Source organism: Acinetobacter lwoffii (assembly GCF_019343495.1).
Lineage (GTDB): Bacteria > Pseudomonadota > Gammaproteobacteria > Pseudomonadales > Moraxellaceae > Acinetobacter > Acinetobacter lwoffii_P.
This window is the reverse complement of sequence record NZ_CP072549.1, coordinates 1,238,248-1,261,048: the sequence shown is the minus strand read 5'-3', so window position 1 is coordinate 1,261,048 and position 22,801 is coordinate 1,238,248. Positions and strand designations below refer to the sequence as shown.

Sequence of the window (22,801 nt, the reverse complement as noted above, 5' to 3'; positions counted from 1 at the left end):
AGTGATTATCAGCTTATTTATAAATGGCTTGATTCACAATTTTATCATTCAGGATCTACGAGCATCAGTATGTATTCAAAATTGTGCGAAGCGAGTAGATCGAGTTATACCAATTTGACTAGGTTTGCGATCGAATCGTATAAGTGCCAAATGAAATAATAACATTCCGTTTTTTAATGCCGAGTTGATAAAAGTGAGTATAAATATTTTAGTTGCTGAATTAAAGACAACTTGGTTGGAGTTAAGAGCATATAAAGTTGGAGATGAATTTTCATTATTCCAAGAGTATTGTGGCGACGTTGAAGCATCAAAATACTTACAACGACAGGTGCATACAACAGTCGGTCAAACTCAGCAGATGTTGCCGAAATGGGCGTTAAGCTATTGGCAGCAACCGATTAAAGGATTTTCATGGGTGATTGCTGAGCGAAAAAGTCATCTGGCAATCGGGTTACTAACGATTATTCAACAGCAAAATAACAGCCTTGAAATTCATTTCGGACTTGGTCCTCGATTTCAGGGGCAGGGCTATATGCTTGAGGCGATGAAAGCGGTGATTCAGTATTTTAGACAATATCTTACATTTAAATCACTAGATACTTTCTGTGATGCAGAACATATACAGGCACACCAAGTGCTTTTAAAGACAGGGTTTGAAATCGTTGAACGGATCAATGCCTATACTGTATTGCCGAAGTTGGGGACTGAAAAGCGCGATGTCTTGGTTTTTCAATATAGGCTGGATCATCATGGAGAAAACTAAATAAAACGAATCATTATAAAAATTTAAAGCCTTGAGGTAAGATAAAACCAGTATACGTTTTATGTAATTCGCCATAGATGCGAATAAACAGATAAGGAAGTAAGCATGCAACAAGAAGTCATCATTGTCGGTGGTGGTATGGTCGGCTTAAGCCTCGCATTGATGTTGGCGAAAATCAATATTGCAGTCAAACTGTTGGAAGCCATTAAATACCCAAATTATGATGATGAAAATCTTGCGCCATATCATTCCAGTTTTGATGCACGTAACAGTGCCTTGTCACGCCGTAGCGTGCAGATCTATCAGGAGCTTGGACTTTGGAATGCCTTGCAAGAACATGCTACCCCAATTCTGGAAGTGAATATTACCGAACAGGGCAGTTTTGGTAAGGCTCGACTGAAAGCCGAACAGGAAAAAGTCGAAAGCTTTGGTCAGGTCATTGAAAATGCCTGGCTCGGTCGTGTACTGCTGACCCAAGTCAAAAAAGAGCCATTGATTGAACTGATTGATGGTGTTCAAGTGACATCCCTTATCCAAGATACAGACTTTGCTTATATCGAAGCTCAGCGTGGTGAATCGTCACTAAAATTACAGTCCAAACTGGTTATTGCCGCCGATGGGCGGGATTCTTTCTGCCGTAAAGCCTTGGGTATTGGTGCGTCAGAACATGATTATGATCAGGTTGCGATTGTGACCACAGTACAAACTTCAAAGCCACATGCTCATGTGGGCTTTGAGCGTTTCAGCCATTTAGGGCCTTTGGCACTTTTACCACTACCGGGTGAGTATCGTCGTTCAGTGGTCTGGCCAGTGAAAAAAGGTACTGAAGGAGAATGGTTGGGGGATGAAAATGACCAGCATTTTCTGGATGCCTTACAGGAAACGTATGGTGATCGTGCCGGAAAATTCCAGAAAACCGGAAAACGGTTCAGTTTTCCATTGTCTCAAGTGTTAGCCGAAAAACAGGCTGTTGGCCGTGTCGTATTGATGGGCAATGCTGCCCATACGATTCATCCGGTCGCTGGTCAGGGTTTTAACCTGTGTATGCGTGATGCGCATGTATTGGTGCGTTACCTGAAAGAACAGCAGGTACAAGGCGCAGACTTGGGCGATGCTGGAATATTACAAGACTATGAAAAATCTCGTCTCAGTGACCAGCAGCGTGTGATCAAATTCTGTGATTCAGTGGTACGTGGCTTTAGTAACCAGAATCCATTTTTAAAGCTGATGCGTAATACAGGTTTAATCGCTTTTGATACGATTCCTGGCATCAAGCCACTCGTTGCAAATTATGCCATGGGGTTAAAAGCATGAGCTTAAATCAAACTAACGAAATATTAGACGTCGTCATTATTGGTGGTGGGCTGGTTGGTGGACTTACAGCGCTTCTGTTAGCTCAAGGTGGTGTGCAGCCTACAGTTCTGGATGCAGCGCCAATTCTGGATGCAGATAAAACTTTGCGTGTGGCCAATCCGCGTGTTTTGGCTTTAAGTCAGGCAACCATTCACCTGTTAAAAACGGTGGGTGTTTGGGAAAATTTAGTACGCCAGCAGCCTTATACTGGTATGCAGGTGTGGAATAAAAATGGCTATGGTGAAATTAATTTTGGCCAGTCTTCAGAAAAAACACCATCGGTAGAGCAGGCTTTAGGCTCGATGGTGGAGCCCAGCATTCTGAATCTGGCCATTCAGCAAAAGATGCTGGAAAATGTTCAAGATTATAGAACACAAGTCAAAGTCAGCCGTGTTGAACGTGGCGTCGGTGTGTGGATTATTCATCTGGAAGATGGTACTCAGCTCAAAACCAAACTGGTCATTGGTGCAGATGGTGCAAACTCCTTTGTACGTGAGCAAGCTTTCATCGATATTGATGTACTGGACTATAAACAGGCAGGCATCAGTTGTGCGATTAAAACGATTCAGCCTCATCAGTACATGGCGCGTCAGATTTTTCTCGAAACTGGTCCTCTGGCTTTTTTACCTATGGCCAGCCTTAATCCGGAAGAGCAGGGACATTGGCAATCAATTGTCTGGACCTTGCCAGAGGATTATGCCGAAGAATATGCAGCGTTGTCAGATGCTGAATTTACTCAACTCTTGACTCGTGAAAGCCAGCATATGTTGGGTGGAGTCTTAGAGGCGACACCACGTGCCACTTTCCCCTTAAAAGCCCGTGCTGCCCAACAGTATATTCAAGACGGTTTAGCCCTGATTGGAGATGCTGCACATGTAATTCATCCTTTAGCTGGACAAGGGGTGAATATTGGCTGTCTGGATGCTGCCGTGCTCTGTGATGTTTTGCTACATGATCATGCGCGTGGCGTATGGGCGCATGAACAGACCCTAAAACGCTATGAGCATCGCCGTAAAGGTCAAAACGATGCCATGATGCACAGCATGTCTGCGATTGGCTGGATGGAAACCACTTTATTCTTCCCGATGGTTTGGGCACGCAATTTCGGCCTGAAACAGGTAGAAAATCAGCCCATGTTGAAAGATGCATTTATGGCGCAGGCCAACGGTCTGAGTTTACTTAAAGACACACGCTACGCAGCTTAAGACAGAAATGTAAATTTTTTAAACAAACATCAATAAAGAGTAACGATTTTGTTTAAAAAAGATACGATTTTTTAATGTTTGGTACTAGGCGAAGGTCGAAGAGATTGCTAAATTTCACTTAATTCGATACCTGACTTGGAATACCAAGCGAGGGCCATTTTTGGGGAGATGCAAATGACAGACATGAATGATTATGATGACGACGTTGAAGATTCAATTGTTGACGATGATGAAGCAAAAGCCGCTGAAAAAGGCGCGGTCGATAGCACAGAGGTCGTCAGTGATACCGATCTTGTAGAAGCTGAAACTTTGACCGTCACTGCAAAGCTGAAAAAGCGTCAAGCACTGGAAGACGAGATTGCGGCTTTCCTTGCCAGTGGTGGTCGTATTGTTGAAGTGCCGGCAGATGAATCAGTAGCCAAAGAATAAGTTATTGATTAACTTGTTTCTTATAAAAAACACCACATTCAATGTGGTGTTTTTTTTTTGCAAATCCAAACGTAATAGAAAATCTAAAGCAATTAGTCGTTTGCCGAAGTCAGTTCTAAAGCACGTTGATAAGCGACTTTCTTTTTGATTCCGGTTAAATCTGCCGCCAGTTGTGAAGCAGCTTTGACCGAAAGGTCCTGTAATAGGCGATTCAATAATTTATCCAGCTTTTCCTGATCCAGATCTTTTTCTTCGGTGGCACCGCCAATCACCAGAACAATTTCGCCTTTTTGCTGATTGTGATCATTGCTAATGAATTCCACCAATTCACCCAAGGTCATTTTCTTGATAGTTTCAAAAGTCTTGGTGATTTCTCGCGCAAAACCGACCGGGCGATCTACTCCGAAAACGCTGGCCATATCTTTAACGCAATCCAGAATCCGGTGCGGTGCTTCATAGAAAATTAAAGTCTGGGTTTCATCTTTCAGTTTTTCCAGATTTAGCAGGCGCTGACTTTGTCTGGATGGCAGAAAACCTTCAAAACTGAAACGGTCACTCGGTAAGCCGACTGCACTTAAAGCTGCAATCGCAGCACAAGCACCGGGTACAGGAATTACGCGAATATTATGCGCTTGTGCAGCACGGACAAATTTAAAACCAGGGTCGCTAATCAAGGGAGTACCAGCATCACTGATCAGGGCCATATCTTCGCCATTGAGCAGGCGCTGGATCAGCTGATCAATCTTGTTGCTTTCATTATGCTCATGGCAAGCGGTCAGAGGTGTTTGAATATTAAAGTGTTTAAGCAATTGTGCTGAAGTTCGTGTATCCTCGGCAGCAATAAGACTCACCGACTTTAACACCTGAAGTGCACGATAACTAATATCATCTAAGTGCCCGATTGGAGTCGCAACAACAAATAACTGAGCACTCATAGGTTTCTCCATGTGGAATAAATTGAATAATAAAAAATGGAAGATTAAAAATAAAATATTGGGCTTGTGTTTAGTCAGCTACATCAGCAGCGTACAAGCAGAAGTGCTGATCATTCTACCCGAATCCGGGCCTTTGGCGCGAGCTGCATCGAGTATCAAACAGGGTTTTCTCAGTGCTTATGCTACTTCCGGGCAGAAAGTTCCATTAAAATGGGTCAATTCCAATCAGAAAAATATCTCCCAGCTACTGAAACAGCATGTCAATAAAAAGACCAAAATGGTGGTGGGTCCATTGGCACGTAGCGATGTGGAACAACTACTCAAGAGCAAACCTAAAGTACGTACCCTCAGCCTGAATGATGTAGCAGGGTCATCACCCCAAGTCTGGCAATTCAGCCTGTCCAAAAAAGAAGATGCCGCTGCCTTAAAAACCTTATTGCACAAAGATGGAATTCAACAGCTGCTGATTTTACGCCAGCCGGGCAGTGAAGCCGAGCATGAACTGTTGCTGATGTCATTGTTCAGTCAAAGTGATCTGAAATTCAAGATCGTGAACAAGGCCCCCATTTTTTTAATACCAAAACAAGGGTTGTTATACCTCGGCAATGCAGAAGGGCTGGCTGCCATACCTGAATTAAGCCATAAACGGATGTATACCGTGGCCAATGCGATCAGCGAGCAGCATAGACCCCCGAAAGGGATCAAGTTCTGTGATGTTCCGGTACTTTATCTGGCTGACTGGCCAGATGTTGTACAGGCCTATGCTAAAGAACCGGTGGATATGTCCTATCAGCGGCTGATTGCCTTCAGTGGCGATACCTGGCAGATCACCCAGCAGTACCTGTCACAACCGCATTTGCAGCATATTGAATTTCAGGGTAGAACTGGGCGAATTGAAATCACGGACCACAGTATTCAGCGTAGTCCACAATGTTTCCAGTACAGTGGCACAGGCGTCAAGCTACTATGAGCGAAAGAGTAATGCTACGACAGCAACTAGGTGCATGGGCGGAGCAGCAAGCGGCTCAACTGATGCAGAACCATGGATTTCAGTTCCTGGCAGCCAATTATCACAGTCGCTATGGCGAGCTGGATCTGATTCTGATGCGTGATCAGGAGCTGGTCTTTGTGGAAGTCAAAGCACGTGCACAAACCCGATATGCGCAAGCGATCGAGTCTGTTTCCAGAGCAAAACAGGGCAAGATACTCAAGACTGCGATGTGCTTTATTCAGAAAAATCCACAATTTGCACACTATTACTATCGTTTTGATGTGATTTGTTTTGATTTTAAACAGCAATTTGCAAAAACCATACAGCATGACTTTTCGCAATACCCTTATGATCTGGAATGGATTGAAAATGCTTTTACTTTTGATCAAGAGTTTATTAACCTTTTAACAAAATAAGGTCTAAAGATGCTTATATTTGCTTCAAGATCATTGTAAAGTTCAAGCAGAATTGCCATGATCTTAGCTTGGAAAAGATGATTAGATTGAAAAAGACGTAATAAAATGAAGGAGTCTTGCTGAGTGGTTAAGCGTATTGCAATAACAATGCTGTGTGTCGCAAGTTTATCAGGTTGTGCCAGTTTTATTTCCAGTGGCACAGGTACGGCTCCTGTAGGAACTGAAAGTGGGGCGCGTACCTTGGGGCAGGTATTTATTGATTCCTCGATTGTCCGTACTGCAAAAATTAATCTTTATAAACTGGATTCGCGTTTCAAGCAGGCCCGGGTCAATATTGAAAGTTTCCATGGCAATGTCTTGTTGACCGGTCAGGTGCCGGATGCCCATTTAAAGCAACTGGCTGAAGATAATGTCAAATCCATGAGTGATGTCAAAGCGGTACATAATTTTATTACTGTCGGCAATCAGATCAGCTATAGCACCATCATGCAGGATACTGCGGTGACTGCAAATACCCGTGGCTTGATCATGAAAGCGACTGTGGTTGCGGATAGTAAGGTGCATGTGCATACTGAAGATGGCATTCTGTATGTAATGGGGCGTTTAAACAGTGCCGAGATTGCTGACCTCAATCAGGTGTTACAGCAGGTAGGGAATGTTACTAAAATCGTGACCCTAATTGATAATGTTGAGCAATATTCAAGTCTGGCTAACCAAAACTTTGCTGCACCGGCATATGCGCAGCCGGGTATTGAACAGACGCCAGTTGCCATTGATCCTGATACGGTTGAACCGACCTATGAACCATAAGGTCGGCCAGTTTAAAACCCAGCTTTCACAGCGTATTCTGCAGTTTCAGCAACATTATCAAGATTTCCGGTTATACGATTTTGGCAGTTATGCTTTAAATCGTTTGACCCCGAAACAGGGTTATATGGTCGAAACCCAATTGGCCTATGGCTTGAAATCCCGGCAACGCTTTGACCTGTTTCGGAGTCAGCAGCCTTTACCACATCGGCCCCTAATTGTTTTTGTACATGGCGGTGCCTGGCTGCATGGCGATAAAAAGGATTACCAGTTTATTGGCGAGTCCTTTGCCAAAGAAGGTTATGATGTAGTGGTGATGAATTATCATCTGGCACCACAGCATATTTTCCCCACTTATATTCATGATCTGCATCTGTTGCTAAATCATTTGCAGCAGTCGGCTGAGCAGTTGCAGATCTGTGCTGAAAATCTGGTCTTGATGGGACATTCTGCCGGCGCATTCAATGTCATGTCTGCCTTGTATCATCCGCAATCTGCCAGTATTGACCACGGTCAAATCCGTGCGATTATTGGTCTGGCAGGGCCTTATCATTTTGATTATAAAAATGATCCGATCTGTGCCGATGCATTTGATCAGGCGGTGCCTTATCAGCAGGTGATGCCTTATTATTTTGTTAAAAATAGCTCAATCCGGCATTATCTGTTTATTGCCGAGAAAGACAACATCGTCGGGCATTTCAATAGCCATGATTTGGATCGGGTATTGCGAGAAAAGGGCAATCATAGCCATTTGATTCACATTCCGAAACTTGGCCATATTACCATTGTAGGTTCGCTCTCCAGTTTGTTTAGCCGGTTTTTTCAGACCAAGGCACAGGTACTCTGGGCACTCGAGGATGCATTTAAATCCTGAGACTGATATTTGGTTTAACCAAGCAATAGATAAAAAAGAATCCAGGGGAGAGCATCCACTGGATTCTTTTTTAAGCCGTTGAGCTAAATCTTTCAAATACAGATTTACAGCCAGGTCTTGGTGTCGTCTGCGACGGGCGTACCTTGGGTCACATGCATGATCATGGCATGAGCAATACTGCCTTTAAACGGAATTTCAGGCAGCTGATCGAATTTAAAGAATTGTGCATCGCTAATTTCTTCTTCCTGCAACTGTAGCTCACCGCCAGCATATTCTGCCTTGAAGGCAATCATCAGATTGCTTGGGAAAGGCCAGGGCTGGCTGGCGAGATACTGGATATTCTTGAGTTGTAAACCGACTTCTTCCTGCGTTTCACGACGTACTGCATCTTCCAGCGTTTCACCCACTTCGACAAAGCCGGCAATCAGTCCATACATCTGGCTTTTGGTATTGCGCGCATTTTTGGCCAGCAAAATCTCGTCTTTGCCTTTGGTAATAACAGTAATAACACAAGGCTGTACCCGTGGATACTGACGATAGTTGCAAGATGGGCAGACCATGGCATATTCAACAGCATGCGCTTCAGTCGCTGTGCCGCAATGACTGCAAAATTTATGGTTACGACGCCATTCTAAAAGCTGCACCGCACGACTGGCCTGTTCAAATTGCTGGGTATTCCAAAACTGTAACAGCTGACGGATGGGAACCAGTTGTAAGCCTGCAGGAATTGGCTCATCGGGAAGGAGGTCACGGGCAATCACCTGATCACCCGTGTGGAGTAGCAAATCACTTGCTAAGGCTTCAACCTGTGGAAGTTGAAAGTGTTGATCGATCAGCAGTTGCTGTTGTTGAAAAATATAAGCAAGTGATAATTTGGACATTAGGCAACTATTTTGAGTTTCTCACTACTGTCCAATGCTACCTGAAACATGGTCTGTAATACAGGCTGTTTGTTCTTTAAGTTATCAATCATCATGTCGGCACTGGCCAGGGTGTCTAAAGCACGATGAATTTCTTCCGGACTTAATGCAATCGACAGATCAATACGGTTCTTGATGAATTCTGCAGTGGTGGTGAACGCAGTACGAACATGTTCTGCATTCAGGAACAGCATCGCGCCGCCAATCTCGCAAAACTGTACAGGAACAGGTTCGAGGGCAGTCAAGTCATGATCTTGCAGGTAATTGCTGAGAATCTGGCTAGAAAGCTCGATCAGGGCCTTGGTTTCTGTGAGTAAAGCAGCGTGTGCTTCATCCAGACGGTCCAGAGAAATATTCATGTTGTTGACGCGCAGCTGCAAGCGGCTCGAAGTGTGATGACGTTCCAGTACGCCAATCGAGTTCATGGCAGACAGAATGACATTCATCAACTGCTGGGCAAAGCTGGCATCCTGCATAATCTCGGGCTGGCTCAGTGAAGCAGCCTGACGGGTCAGGTCATGATAGGCTTCATTCAGGTTCAACACCTTGAAGATATTGGCCAAACTATTCAGTTGAGCCTGTAATTCCTGAGTCTTTTCAGGCGTCATATTCTGATAGTTGAACTCGATGTCATTACGAATCTGTGCCATTTCCGTGGTCACCAACTCGCTGATGGTATGCATGGTTTCAAAGTCAGGACCATACAGGTGGCGACTGAAGACCTGTAATTGCATATCGGTCAGTAGGTCATCGCCAACATTGAGCTGGCTACGGATAGATTGCGCAGTTTCATCTTCCTGACTGATACACAGGCTAAGAATATTAGCTAAATCTGACAACGAAGCCTTGAAGCTGTCTGCTGAGCTAAAATATTGTGCCATGTTGCGTTCAATGCTCACCAGTGTGCGTAGACGTGGTTCATTAATCAGCAGGTGCTCAATATTGTTCAACGCGACATATACCAGATTCCAGTACTGCTTGCTGTCATGTTGTTCTGCAAGTCCGGCCAGATAAGCCCCCACCAGTTTGATGGCTTGCAAATCCAGTTCACTTTCTTCCTGATTGATCAGCTTGTTGAGTGACAGCTTATACAGACGGTGTACATATTGGGATTTTTCCAGACTTGGTGCCTGTGGCAGCGCAAAATCAGGAGTGACGCAATCTAATAGCGATTCTACATGCTGGCCTTCAGTCGTCAGTGGTTTACCCAAAGCCAGTTCCAAGCGGTTCAGGGTATCCAGCAAAAACTGTGGAATTTTTACTTCACGCAGACAGATGAATTCGATATAGCGTTTCAGCATAGTGGTGCCTTCACTCAAGGCGATCACTTCTTGAGTATTGACCTGCGCCGGATTCCCCATAATCTTGCGCATCAGTTCTGCTGAATATTGAGCGACTTTTGCCAGACTGGACATGTCGATGAGTGCCAGAACTTGGGCGCATTGTTCGAACTGATTTAATGCATCATCAATACCAAAAGGTAAAGTCTGGTCTTCTACCAAGGTGCTTACTGCTGATTCGACTAACTTGATCGAGTTATCAACCTCATTTTTTATTATCAGTAAAGCTGTTGGATCAAAATGTATAGAGGTTTGGTAAGACATGATCTGCACCTTTCCTGGAGTATTATCTATATATGAGCCCCGCTTTAAACTACGGGGCCTCTTTGTATTTACTATAACTGAAGAACGATAGTTTTAAACCTAAAGTATCCTCGGAAATGTAGATTTTATTTCGCGAAAAGGCAAGCAGTTCCATGTTTTTCTTCGAATTGTTTGACCCAATTCTCATGTTCCTGTAATTCCTGTTCTGACGGGAGAATCACCGGTAATTCAATTTCAACTCTGGCCATCCCTGAACGGCTGTTCTGGTCTTCAGACTGGGACAGGGCATCGATATCAAAAGACACCTGTCCACCGGTCATCGCCAGATAAACATCGGACAGGATTTCCGCATCGAGCAAGGCACCGTGGAAAGTACGGTCACGTTGTGGAATCTCGTAACGGCGCACTAAGGCATCTAGCGAGTTTTTCTGACCGGGATGCTTGGACTTGGCCAGTGCCAGGGTATCGGTGACGTCACAGACTTCGGAGAGCGTTTTAAAACCTGCGCGTTTGAATTCCATATCCAGAAAGTTCATATCGAAGGTCGCGTTATGCGCAATAATTTCCGCGCCGTGTAAATAGTCAAACAGCAGTTGAGAAATTTCTTCAAACAGCGGTTTGTCTTGCAGGAATTCGTCGGTGATCCCGTGGACATTGACAGAATCACCGACCGGTGTTTTCGGATTGATATAGATATGAATCGAACTGCCGGTCAGTTTGCGGTTAATCATTTCTAGCGCGCCAACTTCAATAATCCGGTCACCATCCTGATAATAAAAACCGGTGGTTTCGGTATCCAGAATCAGTTGTCGTGGGCCATGCAGCTGTAGCTTTGCTGGTGTAATGACAATTTGCGGATGTAGCTCAGTCGAGGCAGATGATTCTGAAGATGAAGCATCTTCATTGCTGTCCGTTGCTAAAACTTCAGTCTGTACAATTTCTTCAACAGTTACTTCGATGATGGTTTCGGGCGGTTCTTCCAGTTCTTCTTCACTGTCGGCCAGATCCAGACCGAAAGGATCGTCTAGCAACCAGTCGGGTTCAGATTTTTTTTTATCTTCAGACATTGAAGGGCTTTGCTTGGATTTTTTCAGGGTTTCATCAGCACCCAGATTGGCCAGCTGATCGGCCATTTCATTGCCCGGATGTCCAGCATGACCTTTGATCCAGTGCCATTCGATCTCACGTCCCTGACAGACTTCATCGAGTTTTTGCCAAAGATCCGGATTTTTGACATCTTTCCAGTTTTTCTTTTTCCAGCCATGAATCCATTCGGTAATGCCTCGTTTGACGTACTTAGAATCGGTATAGATCACCAGTTTATCTTGCTTGTCACAGAACAGAATCCCTTCAATCGCAGCCGTCAGTTCCATACGGTTATTGGTGGTATGATCTTCACCGCCATAAATTTTGTGTTCTTGTTGGCCATTAACAATGTACGCACCCCAACCCCCTAAACCCGGGTTGCCGCGACAGGCGCCATCAACATAAAGTGTGATAGTGTGTGACATAGATTAAATCCGATCAAAATAGAACAAGCTGGAAGGCTTATTGTATAGCGCAAATGCAGTCGATCAATCTATATGTCCGGGATTTTTTAATTTCTTGTAACATTTAACGTGAAATCGCGGTAAATTATTGGCTTGAGTCTTCGACATGCTTCACTACAATGGCATATCTAAAAAATAAATTTATATACGAGTTGTTTGGATTTCTTTATGTATAAACCAACCGCAATTTTGTGGCAGCCGACATTACCTACATTTTTAAAATATTCTGTACTGGGAACTGCACTTGCTTCCCTAGGACTGACGGGCTGTTCATCTACACAAAGTGCGACCCAAACAGCATCAAGCAAGCAGGTTGGATCACAATATCTGGATGCCAGCAGTCTGGATGGACTGGAAGATTTACTCTCTGCAACGGATATGCGTGCAGTCGAAGGCGACCGTTTACAGATTCTGAAACATGGTGATGTCTGGAAACGTATGACCGTAGGTTTCAAGATGGACTTAAGTGTCTGGAATCCGCGGATTGATGCGCAGCGTGGCTGGTTTATTTCACGTCAGCCTTATCTGGATCGCTTAAGTGCGCGTGCATCACGTTATTTATATTACACAGTAAAAGAAGCAGAACGCCGTGGCATGCCGACCGAGTTGGCACTGTTACCGATTATTGAAAGTTCTTATGACCCGGCAGCGACCAGTAGTGCGGCGGCAGCAGGTTTATGGCAGTTTATTCCAAGTACCGGCCGCATTTATGGTCTAAAGCAGACTTCTTTATACGATGGTCGTCGTGATGTAGTGGAATCGACCCGTGCAGCCTATGAGTTTTTGGGCAGTCTGTATAACCAGTTTGGTTCTTGGGAATTGGCGCTCGCTTCCTATAATGCAGGCCCAGGCCGTATCCAGCAGGCGATTAACCGTAACAAAGCTGCAGGTCTGCCTACCGATTATTGGTCATTGAAATTGCCACAAGAAACTATGAGCTATGTGCCACGTTTTCTGGCAGTTGCACAGATTATTAAAAATCCAGGCAGTTATGGGGTGAGTTTGCCACCGATTGCCAACCGTCCGCATTTCCGTGAAGTGCCAGTGGGCGTTGCCAGTTTAAATGAAATTGCAGCCATCACTGGTCTAAGCCGTGCAGAACTGTATCAATTAAACCCGGGTCATCGTGGTGATCATATTGATCCTGCAAGTCCGCGCCGTATTCTGATTCCAGCTGACCTAAGTCCTTCAGTCGATGAGAAGCTGAAAAAATTATCCGGCTCAGGCGGTTTATGGGCGAGTAACACGAACAGCTTGCCGCGAAATACGACGACAGGGGTGCCAACCAAAGCAGCACCGCCAGAATTAAATACCAAAACGATTACACCTTCTAAACAGACGCCGCCAGCGGTTGTTAGTAATCAGCCTGCAACGACTGTTACCAAAACGACGACTCCGGCTAAAGCTGCAAGTACGCCACCTGTCGTCACAGCAGCGGTAAGTACCGCGACAACGGCAAATACTGTAACGCAGACTACGAAAAAGATTTCGACGCCTAAAGGCTCATCTGCCTTGGCCAGTTTTGCGGCACAAAGTGATTTGCCGATTCCAAGTGCGCCGCGTATTCCGGTAGCTGTAACACCTGCAGCGCCAGCGAAACAGATTCAGGTCGAACCACCGATTTCGGCAGCTGAGCGTCAGCAAGTTGAGCAGGCGGTCATCGCACAGGATATTCAGAAAACTGTAGATGAAATTCTGCAGCCTGTCGCAACACCGGCAGAACAGGCCCAAGTGGTTGAAGAGCTGAAAGCATTGGCGCCGGCTGGCACAGAAATTGTTGATCCTTATGATGGCAAAATCAAGCTGACTGCCATTCAAACCAGCCTGTCTGTGGCTGAGCAGCAAGGTAAAGAACTGACAAAAGGCTTCTCTTATCCAAAAGAAGTTGCTGACAATACCACTGCGAATTCGGTTGAAGCCCAGCTGAATCAGGGCAAAAATTACGTCAAGACTGATTCTGAAGTGGTGGTGGTTGCTCCAAAAGGCAAACGCAGTACCTATAAGGTGTTACCAGGTGATAATCTGGCAATGATTGCGGCTAAAAATGGCGTGAACTGGCGTGATGTGGCGAAATGGAACCAGATTGATCCAAATTCTCCGCTGTATGTGGGTACCACCATTTATCTGTATGATGCCAAACCGGTACAGGAAGCCAGCAAAGCCAAAGAAAAGCCGGAAACTTATGTGGTTCAGGCCAATGACTCTCTGACTAGCGTAGCGAATCAGTTTGGTTTTAGCGTGAAACAACTGGCTGATTTTAATGGACTGAGTACCAATAGCGGTCTGTTTGTTGGGCAAAAGCTGTCACTGAAAGAAACGGTTGCCTCTAAATCTAAAGCTGAAGAGATTAAAAAAGCTGAAACTGCCAAGGTTCAGACCAAATCTTATACGGTGAAACGCGGTGAATATCTGAAACTGATTGCCGATCGTTACGGGCTTTCAAATACCGAACTGGCATCCTTGACTTCAGGTCTGACTGCCGGTAGCAGTCTGATGGTGGGACAGAAAATCAATGTACCACTTCAGGAAGTTGAAGGGCTAACGGCATCTAGCCAGAAAACTGAGCAGAAGTTTGAAAATGTCAAAGTCGATCAGACTGCGACTGAAAACTATCAGGTCAAACGCGGTGAAACCCTGTATAGCATTGCCAGTCAAAGCAAGCTGAGTGTTTCTGAACTGGCTGCATTGAATGGGTTGTCTGCCAATAGTGGTTTACGTATAGGTCAGACCATCAAGATTCCAGCCGGCAGTCAGATCCCTGAAACCTATACGGTTCAAGCGGGTGATACGCTGACCGGCATTGCCGCAAAATACAATCTGTCAATGGACCAGGTGGCGAGCCTGAATGGCATGTCACGTAATGCCGGCTTGCGTGTGGGACAGCGCCTGAAACTCAGTGGTGAAGTTGCTGAACCGGTACGTGAAGTGGTTGCTGAAACTGCGACGAAGAATACAAAATCGGATTCGCATGTGGTGAAGTCAGGTGAAACCTTAAGTTCTATTGCACGTCAGTATCATTTACAACTGAAATATCTGGCAGATTTAAATGGCCTGAATACCAATAGTACGGTGCGTATTGGTCAGCGTTTAAAAATTGAGGGTGACTTTCCGGTAGATAAAAAAGTTGAAGATGTGAAAGTGGCAACTAAGCCTGTAGCTTCTAAGGCAACTGAATCCTATACCGTTAAATCAGGCGAATCCCTGAATGCAATCGCCAGCCGTTTAGGCATAAGCGTGACCGACTTGGCTCAATTAAATAATCTAAGTCCACGCGCAGGATTAAGGGTCAGTCAAACCATTCAGATTCCAAAACTGGTGACTGATTATAAAGTCAAACGCGGTGATACCTTAATCGGTCTGGCTTCACGCTATGGTATGAACAGCAATGAACTGGCGGAAATGAATGATCTCAAACCGAATACGCAATTGCGTATTGGCGATGTGATTAAAGTACCGAATTAATGAATGGATCATGAGATTCGCTCATTTATTTAAAACTTTCAGGTTTATCTGGCTAGCCCCGCTGCTCGTGAGTAGCAGTTGGGCAGCCCTGATCACCACCCCATATATCGCGCTATATAACCAGCCGAAATATGCCCAGGCCAAATCCCTGCCTTATGCCAATCCGCAAGCAACGAAAGGCGGTACGCTGATTCTAGCAGCTGATGGCAGTTTCGATAATTTAAACAGCATGAATGGCAAGGGCAATGTCACTGAAGGGGGCAACTATATTTTTGACAGTTTGCTGTCCAAGTCACTGGATGAGCCCGGTGTGTACTATCCCTTGCTGGCGGAAAAAGTCAGTTTTGACCCCAAGAAAACCGCCTTTATTATTTTTCATTTAAATCCGAAAGCACGGTTTAGTAATGGCCAGCCGGTAACTGCACAAGATGTCAAATACAGTTTTGAACTGTTTCAGACCCAGTCCAATTTTGGCCTGCAGATGTATTTGGCTGATTTAAACCGGCTGGAAGTCCTGTCACCTTTACAGGTCAAAATGCATTTTAAATCCGGACATAATCCGGAAATGGCGATGATTGTCGCGCAGATGCCCATTTATTCTAAACAGGAATGGCAAAAGCGTAATTTTAAAGAATTGACGCTGAAACCGATGCTGGGTTCAGGGCCTTATGTCATTGAACACATAGATGCTGGACGTAGTATTAGCTACAAACGTAATCCCGGATACTGGGGAAAAGACTTGATGGTCAACCGCGGGCGTTATAATTTTGACCGGATCAAGTATCGTTATTATCGTAGTCCTGAAATCAAGTTCGAAGCTTTCAAGTCGGGCCAATTTACCTTGCATGAGGAAAAACAGGTCAACCGCTGGGTGAAAGACTACCAGTTTCCCGCCGTTCGGCAAGGACAGGTGCAGCGTTACCGCTTTCAGCATCACAACCCGATTCCGACCCATAGTCTGATATTCAATACCCGCCGTCAGCCTTTTGCCGATATCCGTTTCCGCCAAGCCTTGAGTTTTGCCTATGACTTTGAATGGCTGAATAAAGCCATGTTCTATGGTGAATATCAGCGCCTGAACAGCTTTTTTTCCAATAGTGAGCTTGCATCTCATGGACGGCCAGGTGTTGAAGAACTGCACATTTTAAAACCCCATTTAAAGCAGCTTGATCCGGTTCAACGTCAGGCTGTACTGCAGGACTGGAAATATCCTCAGTCAGATACCTCCGGTTTTAACCGGAACAATCTGTTAAAAGCCCGTCAATTGCTATTAAAGGTAGGCTATCGTTATCAACAGGGGAAGTTGGTCAATGCTGCGGGTCAACCGGTACAGATTGAGTTTCTGTTGCATCAGGCGGAACAGCAGCGTGATCTGATGCCATATCTGCGTCATTTAAAACGCTTGGGCATTCAGGCCAGCATTCGTATGGTAGAAACCGCGCAATATTATGAACGGCTGCGGAATTATCAGTTTGATATGATTGTTGATACCATGCCGCAATCCCTGACACCGGGACAGGAGCAGAAACAGTTTTGGGGCAGTCAGGCCGCTACGCAGCCAGGTAATTATAATTATGCCGGCATTCGAAATCCGGCCATTGATGCTGTTATTCAGCAGGTGACTCAGGCTCAAAACCGTGAACAGCTGGTGAACAGTACCCGAGCATTAGACCGTTTACTGCGGGCAGGCTATTATCATATTCTGACTTATGGTACGGGAGAATACTGGTATGCTTACTGGAATATGTATCAGCAGCCGCAACGAAAACCTAAACTCTCCGCCGGGATTGACTACTGGTGGGTCGATACGGCAAAGGCCAGACATGTGGCTGATTATTTCAAACAGCATTAAGCTCCAAGCCTATCAGGGAGTGCCATGAGCACTTATATTCTCAAACGTCTGTTGCTGATGATTCCAACCTTGCTGATCATTTTGCTGATCAATTTCATGGTGATCCAGCTAGCACCCGGTGGTCCGGTGGAGCAGGCGATTTATCAGGCGCAACAGGTTAATGGTTTGGCGCATACCGGATTGCAGTATCAGGGAAAGCAAGGCCTCACACCGGAAATGCTTGAGCAGATTAATATCCAGTACGGCTTTGACCAGCCGCTGCATATCCGCTTTTGGGAAATGCTAACGCGTTATGCGCAGTTTGATCTGGGGCAGAGTTTTTTCAAAGACAAGCCTGTGACCGAGCTCATCTGGGAGAAATTGCCAGTATCCCTTTCTTTAGGCCTGTGGAGTACCTTGCTGATTTATCTGGTCTCCATTCCTTTAGGGATTAGAAAAGCCCGAAAACATGGCAGTCTGTTTGATCAGACCACCTCTCTAGTTTTGGCCGTGGGCTATGCCATTCCAGCCTTTATTTTTGCCATTTTAATCATTGTATTTTTTGCTGGCGGGTCTTATCTGCACTGGTTTCCCTTGCAGGGAATTCGCTCTGAAAATTTTGCTGAACTCTCATTCTTTGTGAAAATTCAGGATTATTTTTGGCATATGGCCATGCCGCTGTTGGCCATGGTGCTTGGCGGATTTGCCAGTTTGACTTATCTGGTGAAATTTTCCTTTGTGGAAGAACTGAGCAAGCAATATGTCCTGGCTGCGCGGGCAAAGGGTTTAACTGAACATGCAGTGCTGTATCGGCATGTATTCCGGAATGCCATTTTAGTACTGGTTGCAGGTTTGCCCGAACTCCTGATCGGAGTGTTTTTCGTGGGCAACCTGTTTATCGAGATTATCTTTAATCTGGATGGGTTAGGTGTTTTAGGTTTTGAGGCGATTATCCAGCGTGACTATCCGGTGATTTTCGGTACTTTGTTTATTTTCACCTTGCTCGGTCTGATACTGCGTTTACTCAGCGATTTGCTGTATCAACTGATTGATCCAAGAATTCATTTCAGTTCACGTCGAGGATCACAATAATGTCTTCCTTGATGCAAGCACGCTGGCAACGTTTTAAGCAGTATAAGCTGGGCTTTAGCTGCTTTATTATTTTCAGTGCTATTTTTATCATTTCCTTGGGTGCAGAACTGATTGCTAACGATAAGCCCTTGCTGGTGAAATATGATCATGCTTTTTATCTGCCCATCCTGAAATCCTATCCGGAAACTACTTTTGGTGGGGTATTTGAGACAGAAGCAGAATATAAAGATCCCGCTGTACAGCAACTGATTACAGAAAAGGGCTGGGCGATCTGGCCCATCATTCCGTTTTCCTATCAAACGCCAAATTTTGAACTGGCTGAGCCGGTGCCATCGCCCCCGAGTGCGCAAAACTGGCTGGGAACAGATGACCAGGGCCGTGACGTTCTTGCACGGATTCTATATGGCTTAAAGATTTCATTACTGTTTGGTTTTGCTCTGACTTTATTGTCTGCGGCGTTGGGAATTTTAGCAGGGGCAATTCAGGGTTATTATGGTGGATGGATTGACCTGATCGGGCAACGCATACTCGAAGTCTGGAGCGGTTTGCCGATGCTGTTTATGGTGATGGTACTGGTCAGTCTGTTTACCCCGAGTATTTACTGGCTATTTCTGATCATGCTGTTATTTGGCTGGACCACACTGGTGAGTATGGTGCGCGCTGAGTTTTTGCGCGCCAGAAATCTGGAATATGTCTGGGCAGCAAGAAGTATTGGGGCGGGGGATGGACGGATCATGTTCAAACATATTCTCCCCAATGTGATAGGTTCTAGCCTGTCACAGTTACCTTTTATGCTAACCGCCAATATTACTGCACTGACAGCGCTGGATTTTTTAGGGTATGGTCTGCCACCCGATTCGGCATCCCTCGGGGAACTCTTGCTTCAGGCCAAAAACAACTTAAATGCGCCGTGGCTGGCATTGTCGGGATTCTTTAGTTTGGCGATTGTACTGAGTTTGCTGATCTATATGGGAGAAGCGGTACGGGATGCTTTTGATCCAAGAAACTAAATCACAAAAATCTTTAACCATAAGAAAATAAGCAGATAAAAATTGTGTAAATTTGACAAGACTGATTGTCAATTGTTCTAGCTTACGTTATAAACGAGTACAAAATAAAAGTAACGTATCAGGACAGATCATGACTCAATTGGCCGATTCCATTCAAATTCGTAATACCACTTTTAAAAATCGCATCATTAAAGGTGCCATGAGTGAAGCACTGGCCAATGATGCCGGCCAGCCCAATCAGGCGCATTTCAAGTTGTATGAAGCATGGGCCGAAGGTGGCTTGGGTTGTGCTATTACGGGTAATGTCATGGTGGATTATCGTGCCAAGAATGAACCGGGCGTCGTAGTGGTAGAAACAGAACGCGATCTGGCGCAGCTCAAAGTCTGGGCCGACGTAGGCAAACAGCATTGCATGGTACAACTGGTCCAGTTGTCGCATCCGGGCCGCCAGTGTCCCAAGGGCCTGAATCAAGAAACGGTTGCACCGTCCGCAGTCCCATTTAGTCCGGCTTTGGCAATGAGCTTTGGAACCCCGCGGGAACTGCGTGAAGATGAAATCCTGGATATTATCCAGCGCTTTGCCACTTCGGCTGCCATTTGTGAAAAAGCAGGATTTGAGGGGGTGCAGTTGCATGGGGCACATGGTTATCTGATTAGCCAGTTTCTGTCACCGCTGACCAATAAGCGTCAGGATCAATGGGGTGGTAGTATTGAGAATCGTACCCGTTTCTTGCTGCAAACCTATCAGGCCGTACGTGCTGCGACTTCGGAAAATTTTATTATTTCAGTCAAGCTGAATTCAGCTGATTTCCAGCGCGGTGGTATTAGCGAAGAAGATGTCATCTATGTCTTTAAGGCGATGGACGCTGCAGGCATTGATATCATTGAAGTGTCAGGTGGTAGCTATGAAGCACCTGCGATGGCCGGCGTGAAAGCAGACAAGCGCAAGGCCTCGACCATTGCCCGTGAAGCCTATTTCCTCGATTTTGCCGAAAAAATCCGGCAGGAAGTGAAGTGTCATATCATGGTCACTGGTGGATTCCGAACTGTTGAAGGCATGAATGCCGCGCTCGACAGTGGTGCCTGTGATTTTGTCGGGATTGCACGTCCCTTTGCGGTAGAGCCTGACTTGGGCAATCGTCTGGTTGCAGGGCAGGATGTACGTTATGCGGTTGAGAAAATTAAAACCGGTATTCCAATGGTCGACAAGATGGCGATTATGGAAATCATCTGGTATGCCGCGCAGTTTAAGGAAATTGCTAAAGGCAAGCAGCCTAATCCGAAACTGTCACCACTAAAAGTCTTTTTGCAGTATCTGAAAGGCAATGTCAAAGCGGTAATCAAGGGACAATTAAACTCACGAAAATCGGCTTAATTTTTATCAAAAAAACCGGACACTGCAAATGTCCGGTTTTTTTAATTTCTGGCACTTAGGAGTGCTTTAGGAATAATGCATCGCCTGGGTCTGAAAAGGAAATAATAACTGGCTTAACTGACGAGTCGCCCATAAGCCTATTTCGGTGTGATGCATATGCGGTGCAGTATAAGGAATCAGTAGATCAATTTTCTGTTCAGCACCTTCACAGCGCATAAAGCGGCTTTTTAACTGATTCAAGCGCTGCTGGTCCATGCGGCTCATTGCAGGTTCAATTTTTGCTTGTGATGGGGCTGCACTACGTGAGGACAGGCGAGTTGCCAAGCCTGCACCCTGAATCCAGTCTTTAATAATCTGTTTTTCGGTCGCATTAAAGACCCCAAACATTTTACCTTCCGGATGATCGATCATTTTCCAGAAGCGACTTTGTTCTACTGGCGCATCTTTCACGATCCAGCCTTTTTCAATCATCACCTGCAAAAATTCGCTAATCTGGGCAGGATCGGATAACCAGTCATTGATGGTCTTGCCACTAAACTGGCATTTCTGATTATGAATATATTGACCAATCAGCGCTTTATTCTGGAAAACTTTTAAAGCCATCTGCCCAATATCCAGTTCCTTAATGATCTGAGAGGAACTTTTGCCGATGTCATTCAGAACATAGCCTTTTTTAATCAGTTCAAGATAAATTTGTGGATCTTCAGCTTGATTAAAATGCTGGATAAACGCTTGCAGGGATTTCTGCGCATGACCATTGTGAACATTATCAATAGTAATGTGCACATTGAAATAATGCGGATCGATACCCAGTTCAGCCAGTTCATAATTGGTGATTAACAGATGTAGCGGTAACTGTTCATAGCCGAGATTAAAGCCAATGACCAAAGGTAAATATTTGGCTGGGGCATAAGCTAGTGCTAGCTGTACGGCAGCCTGTTCGTAGTAACTGTCATCCAAATGCTCGGCGTAACTGTTCAGCTCATAATGACTCAACAGGTCCTGATACATGGTGACATGATTGGCACGCGGATGCCCTAAACCAAGCTCTTCGAGATAGATGTAAATCAAATCTTTTAGCTCGGGCTGATTACAGTTTGGCACGGTCGAATATAACCAGGCACCATCGACCAGTTTGACCGGTGCAACTTTCGCCAGGAATTCGAAAGCATGAGAAACCGTTGGAAAATATTCCCGAGGCTGCTGCTGTTTACGGCGATTGACATAGGCCTGGAAAGTGGCACAGATTTGATGATGTTGTTCTAAAAGATGCTGTTCAACCTGTGCGGGCTGATCTAACCATCCGAGAGTATCAATATTTAAATTTTTAATCAGATCGCTCAAATAAGATTCAGCTTTTTCAGTTTTGGTATATGTCGAAATTTCAGTATCTTGAAAAAAGTCGACCCAATCCTTAAAGCTTTTAATTTGATAATTATGATTTTTATTTGGCGATAAAGGTAAACTTAGCTCTGTGCTGACGAACATAATCTGATCCTTGCAGATTTCTCTTGATTTACCTTAACGTGCCCTCTAAAAGCAGGGTGTTGAATTTTTGTTCTAATTTATTGGTGTATTGCTTTAAATGAAAATGAACGGATATTTCTATGCATAGAAATGTTAAAACAATACAAATTGTAAAATTAAGAATGGGATGGCAGCCCCCAGAAAGAGAGCTAGATTTGAACGAATGATAAAAACAAGGTTTAAAGTTTTCAGAAATAAAATTTGCAAGATAAAAAAAGCCCGAGTCGCAATGCTCGGGCTTTTTGTTGAGATGTTGCCATCTCGAATATGGCGTCCCTACGGGGATTCGAACCCCGGTTACCGCCGTGAAAGGGCGATGTCCTAGGCCTCTAGACGATAGGGACAGTACAGAAGATAAATTTTAAAACCGCTACTTTTAGCTTGAAGTAATGGCGTCCCTACGGGGATTCGAACCCCGGTTACCGCCGTGAAAGGGCGATGTCCTAGGCCTCTAGACGATAGGGACTTAATAAAATGTACTTCTGAAAATTGGCGTCCCTACGGGGATTCGAACCCCGGTTACCGCCGTGAAAGGGCGATGTCCTAGGCCTCTAGACGATAGGGACGTTTCAGAGGTGGGCGTATAATAGGGTGAAAACAGGGGGGTGTCAAACGCATTTCCATAAAAAAAATGATTTTCTGGGTTGAGTGCATAAA

Annotated in this window: 18 protein-coding genes and 3 tRNA genes; 13 read left to right on the top strand and 8 right to left on the bottom strand. The window is 45.0% G+C overall.

Going from position 1 to position 22,801, the window contains the following annotated elements; translation table 11 throughout:
• The first annotated feature begins 193 nt into the window (after nt 1-193).
• The 4 genes from J7649_RS05970 (at nt 194) to J7649_RS05955 (ending at nt 3,750) form a co-directional block, all read left to right on the top strand.
• Nucleotides 194-763, top strand: coding sequence for a GNAT family N-acetyltransferase (locus J7649_RS05970; protein WP_219309829.1), 570 nt, complete (start codon nt 194-196; stop codon nt 761-763).
• A 105-nt stretch (nt 764-868) separates the two neighbouring features.
• A complete protein-coding gene (gene ubiH / locus J7649_RS05965; RefSeq protein ID WP_005107466.1) occupies nt 869-2,077 on the top strand; it encodes a 2-octaprenyl-6-methoxyphenyl hydroxylase in 1,209 nt (402 codons plus the stop codon).
• The gene (locus tag J7649_RS05960) at nt 2,074-3,321 is read left to right on the top strand and encodes an FAD-dependent monooxygenase (protein WP_219309827.1); all 1,248 of its coding nucleotides are present in this window, start codon (nt 2,074-2,076) and stop codon (nt 3,319-3,321) included. The genes ubiH and J7649_RS05960 overlap by 4 nt, the downstream gene beginning before the upstream one ends.
• 174 nt (nt 3,322-3,495) lie before the next feature.
• The gene (locus J7649_RS05955; protein WP_004646359.1) at nt 3,496-3,750 is read left to right on the top strand and encodes a hypothetical protein; all 255 of its coding nucleotides are present in this window, start codon (nt 3,496-3,498) and stop codon (nt 3,748-3,750) included.
• A 92-nt stretch (nt 3,751-3,842) separates the two neighbouring features.
• Here the strand turns inward: J7649_RS05955 and rsmI are convergent, their stop codons facing one another.
• The gene (rsmI, locus tag J7649_RS05950) at nt 3,843-4,685 is read right to left on the bottom strand and encodes a 16S rRNA (cytidine(1402)-2'-O)-methyltransferase (protein WP_219309825.1); all 843 of its coding nucleotides are present in this window, start codon (nt 4,683-4,685) and stop codon (nt 3,843-3,845) included.
• A gap of 10 nt (nt 4,686-4,695) precedes the next feature.
• Between rsmI and J7649_RS05945 the strand changes: the two genes are divergently transcribed.
• The 4 genes from J7649_RS05945 to J7649_RS05930 all read left to right on the top strand — a co-directional run bounded on the left by J7649_RS05945 (nt 4,696) and on the right by J7649_RS05930 (nt 7,773).
• The gene (locus tag J7649_RS05945) at nt 4,696-5,655 is read left to right on the top strand and encodes a penicillin-binding protein activator (RefSeq protein WP_219309822.1); all 960 of its coding nucleotides are present in this window, start codon (nt 4,696-4,698) and stop codon (nt 5,653-5,655) included.
• A gap of 11 nt (nt 5,656-5,666) precedes the next feature.
• A complete protein-coding gene (locus J7649_RS05940) occupies nt 5,667-6,092 on the top strand; it encodes a YraN family protein (protein WP_219310059.1) in 426 nt (141 codons plus the stop codon).
• Between the two features lie 123 nt (nt 6,093-6,215).
• Nucleotides 6,216-6,902, top strand: a complete 687-nt coding sequence (locus tag J7649_RS05935; RefSeq protein ID WP_219309820.1) for a BON domain-containing protein — start codon at nt 6,216-6,218, stop codon at nt 6,900-6,902.
• Entirely contained in the window at nt 6,892-7,773 is an 882-nt protein-coding gene (locus tag J7649_RS05930) for an alpha/beta hydrolase (RefSeq protein WP_219309818.1), read from the top strand. Before J7649_RS05935 ends, J7649_RS05930 begins: the two co-directional genes overlap by 11 nt.
• A 104-nt stretch (nt 7,774-7,877) precedes the next feature.
• Here J7649_RS05930 and nudC read toward each other — a convergent pair whose 3' ends face one another.
• The 3 genes from nudC to dnaQ form a co-directional block, all read right to left on the bottom strand.
• Nucleotides 7,878-8,654, bottom strand: a complete 777-nt coding sequence (gene nudC, locus J7649_RS05925; RefSeq protein ID WP_219309816.1) for an NAD(+) diphosphatase — start codon at nt 8,652-8,654, stop codon at nt 7,878-7,880.
• On the bottom strand, nt 8,654-10,297 hold the full coding sequence (locus tag J7649_RS05920) for a chemotaxis protein (RefSeq protein ID WP_219309815.1): 1,644 nt from the start codon (nt 10,295-10,297) through the stop codon (nt 8,654-8,656). The genes nudC and J7649_RS05920 overlap by 1 nt, the downstream gene beginning before the upstream one ends.
• Nucleotides 10,298-10,422: 125 nt before the next feature.
• Entirely contained in the window at nt 10,423-11,808 is a 1,386-nt protein-coding gene (gene dnaQ, locus J7649_RS05915; protein WP_219309814.1) for a DNA polymerase III subunit epsilon, read from the bottom strand.
• Between the two features lie 207 nt (nt 11,809-12,015).
• Here dnaQ and J7649_RS05910 point away from each other — a divergent pair, with 207 nt between their 5' ends.
• From J7649_RS05910 to J7649_RS05890, 5 genes are all read left to right on the top strand, one after another.
• On the top strand, nt 12,016-15,309 hold the full coding sequence (locus J7649_RS05910) for a LysM peptidoglycan-binding domain-containing protein (protein WP_219309813.1): 3,294 nt from the start codon (nt 12,016-12,018) through the stop codon (nt 15,307-15,309).
• Nucleotides 15,310-15,319: 10 nt separating this feature from the next.
• On the top strand, nt 15,320-17,161 hold the full coding sequence (locus J7649_RS05905; protein ID WP_219309812.1) for an extracellular solute-binding protein: 1,842 nt from the start codon (nt 15,320-15,322) through the stop codon (nt 17,159-17,161).
• 24 nt (nt 17,162-17,185) lie between these two features.
• Complete coding sequence (yejB, locus tag J7649_RS05900; protein WP_219309811.1) at nt 17,186-18,232, top strand: microcin C ABC transporter permease YejB; 1,047 nt, start codon at nt 17,186-17,188, stop codon at nt 18,230-18,232.
• Nucleotides 18,232-19,242 (top strand): ABC transporter permease, encoded by a 1,011-nt coding sequence (locus tag J7649_RS05895; RefSeq protein WP_219309810.1) that lies wholly within the window; start codon nt 18,232-18,234, stop codon nt 19,240-19,242. Before yejB ends, J7649_RS05895 begins: the two co-directional genes overlap by 1 nt.
• Nucleotides 19,243-19,372: 130 nt before the next feature.
• The gene (locus J7649_RS05890; protein ID WP_219309809.1) at nt 19,373-20,617 is read left to right on the top strand and encodes an NADH:flavin oxidoreductase/NADH oxidase family protein; all 1,245 of its coding nucleotides are present in this window, start codon (nt 19,373-19,375) and stop codon (nt 20,615-20,617) included.
• A 66-nt stretch (nt 20,618-20,683) separates the two neighbouring features.
• Here the strand turns inward: J7649_RS05890 and J7649_RS05885 are convergent, their stop codons facing one another.
• The 4 genes from J7649_RS05885 to J7649_RS05870 all read right to left on the bottom strand — a co-directional run bounded on the left by J7649_RS05885 (nt 20,684) and on the right by J7649_RS05870 (nt 22,710).
• Nucleotides 20,684-22,105, bottom strand: coding sequence for an iron-containing redox enzyme family protein (locus tag J7649_RS05885; RefSeq protein ID WP_219309808.1), 1,422 nt, complete (start codon nt 22,103-22,105; stop codon nt 20,684-20,686).
• Between the two features lie 307 nt (nt 22,106-22,412).
• Nucleotides 22,413-22,488 (bottom strand) — tRNA-Glu (locus J7649_RS05880).
• 46 nt (nt 22,489-22,534) lie between these two features.
• A tRNA-Glu gene (locus J7649_RS05875) sits at nt 22,535-22,610 on the bottom strand.
• A 24-nt stretch (nt 22,611-22,634) separates the two neighbouring features.
• Nucleotides 22,635-22,710 (bottom strand) — tRNA-Glu (locus tag J7649_RS05870).
• Between the last annotated feature and the right edge of the window lie 91 nt (nt 22,711-22,801).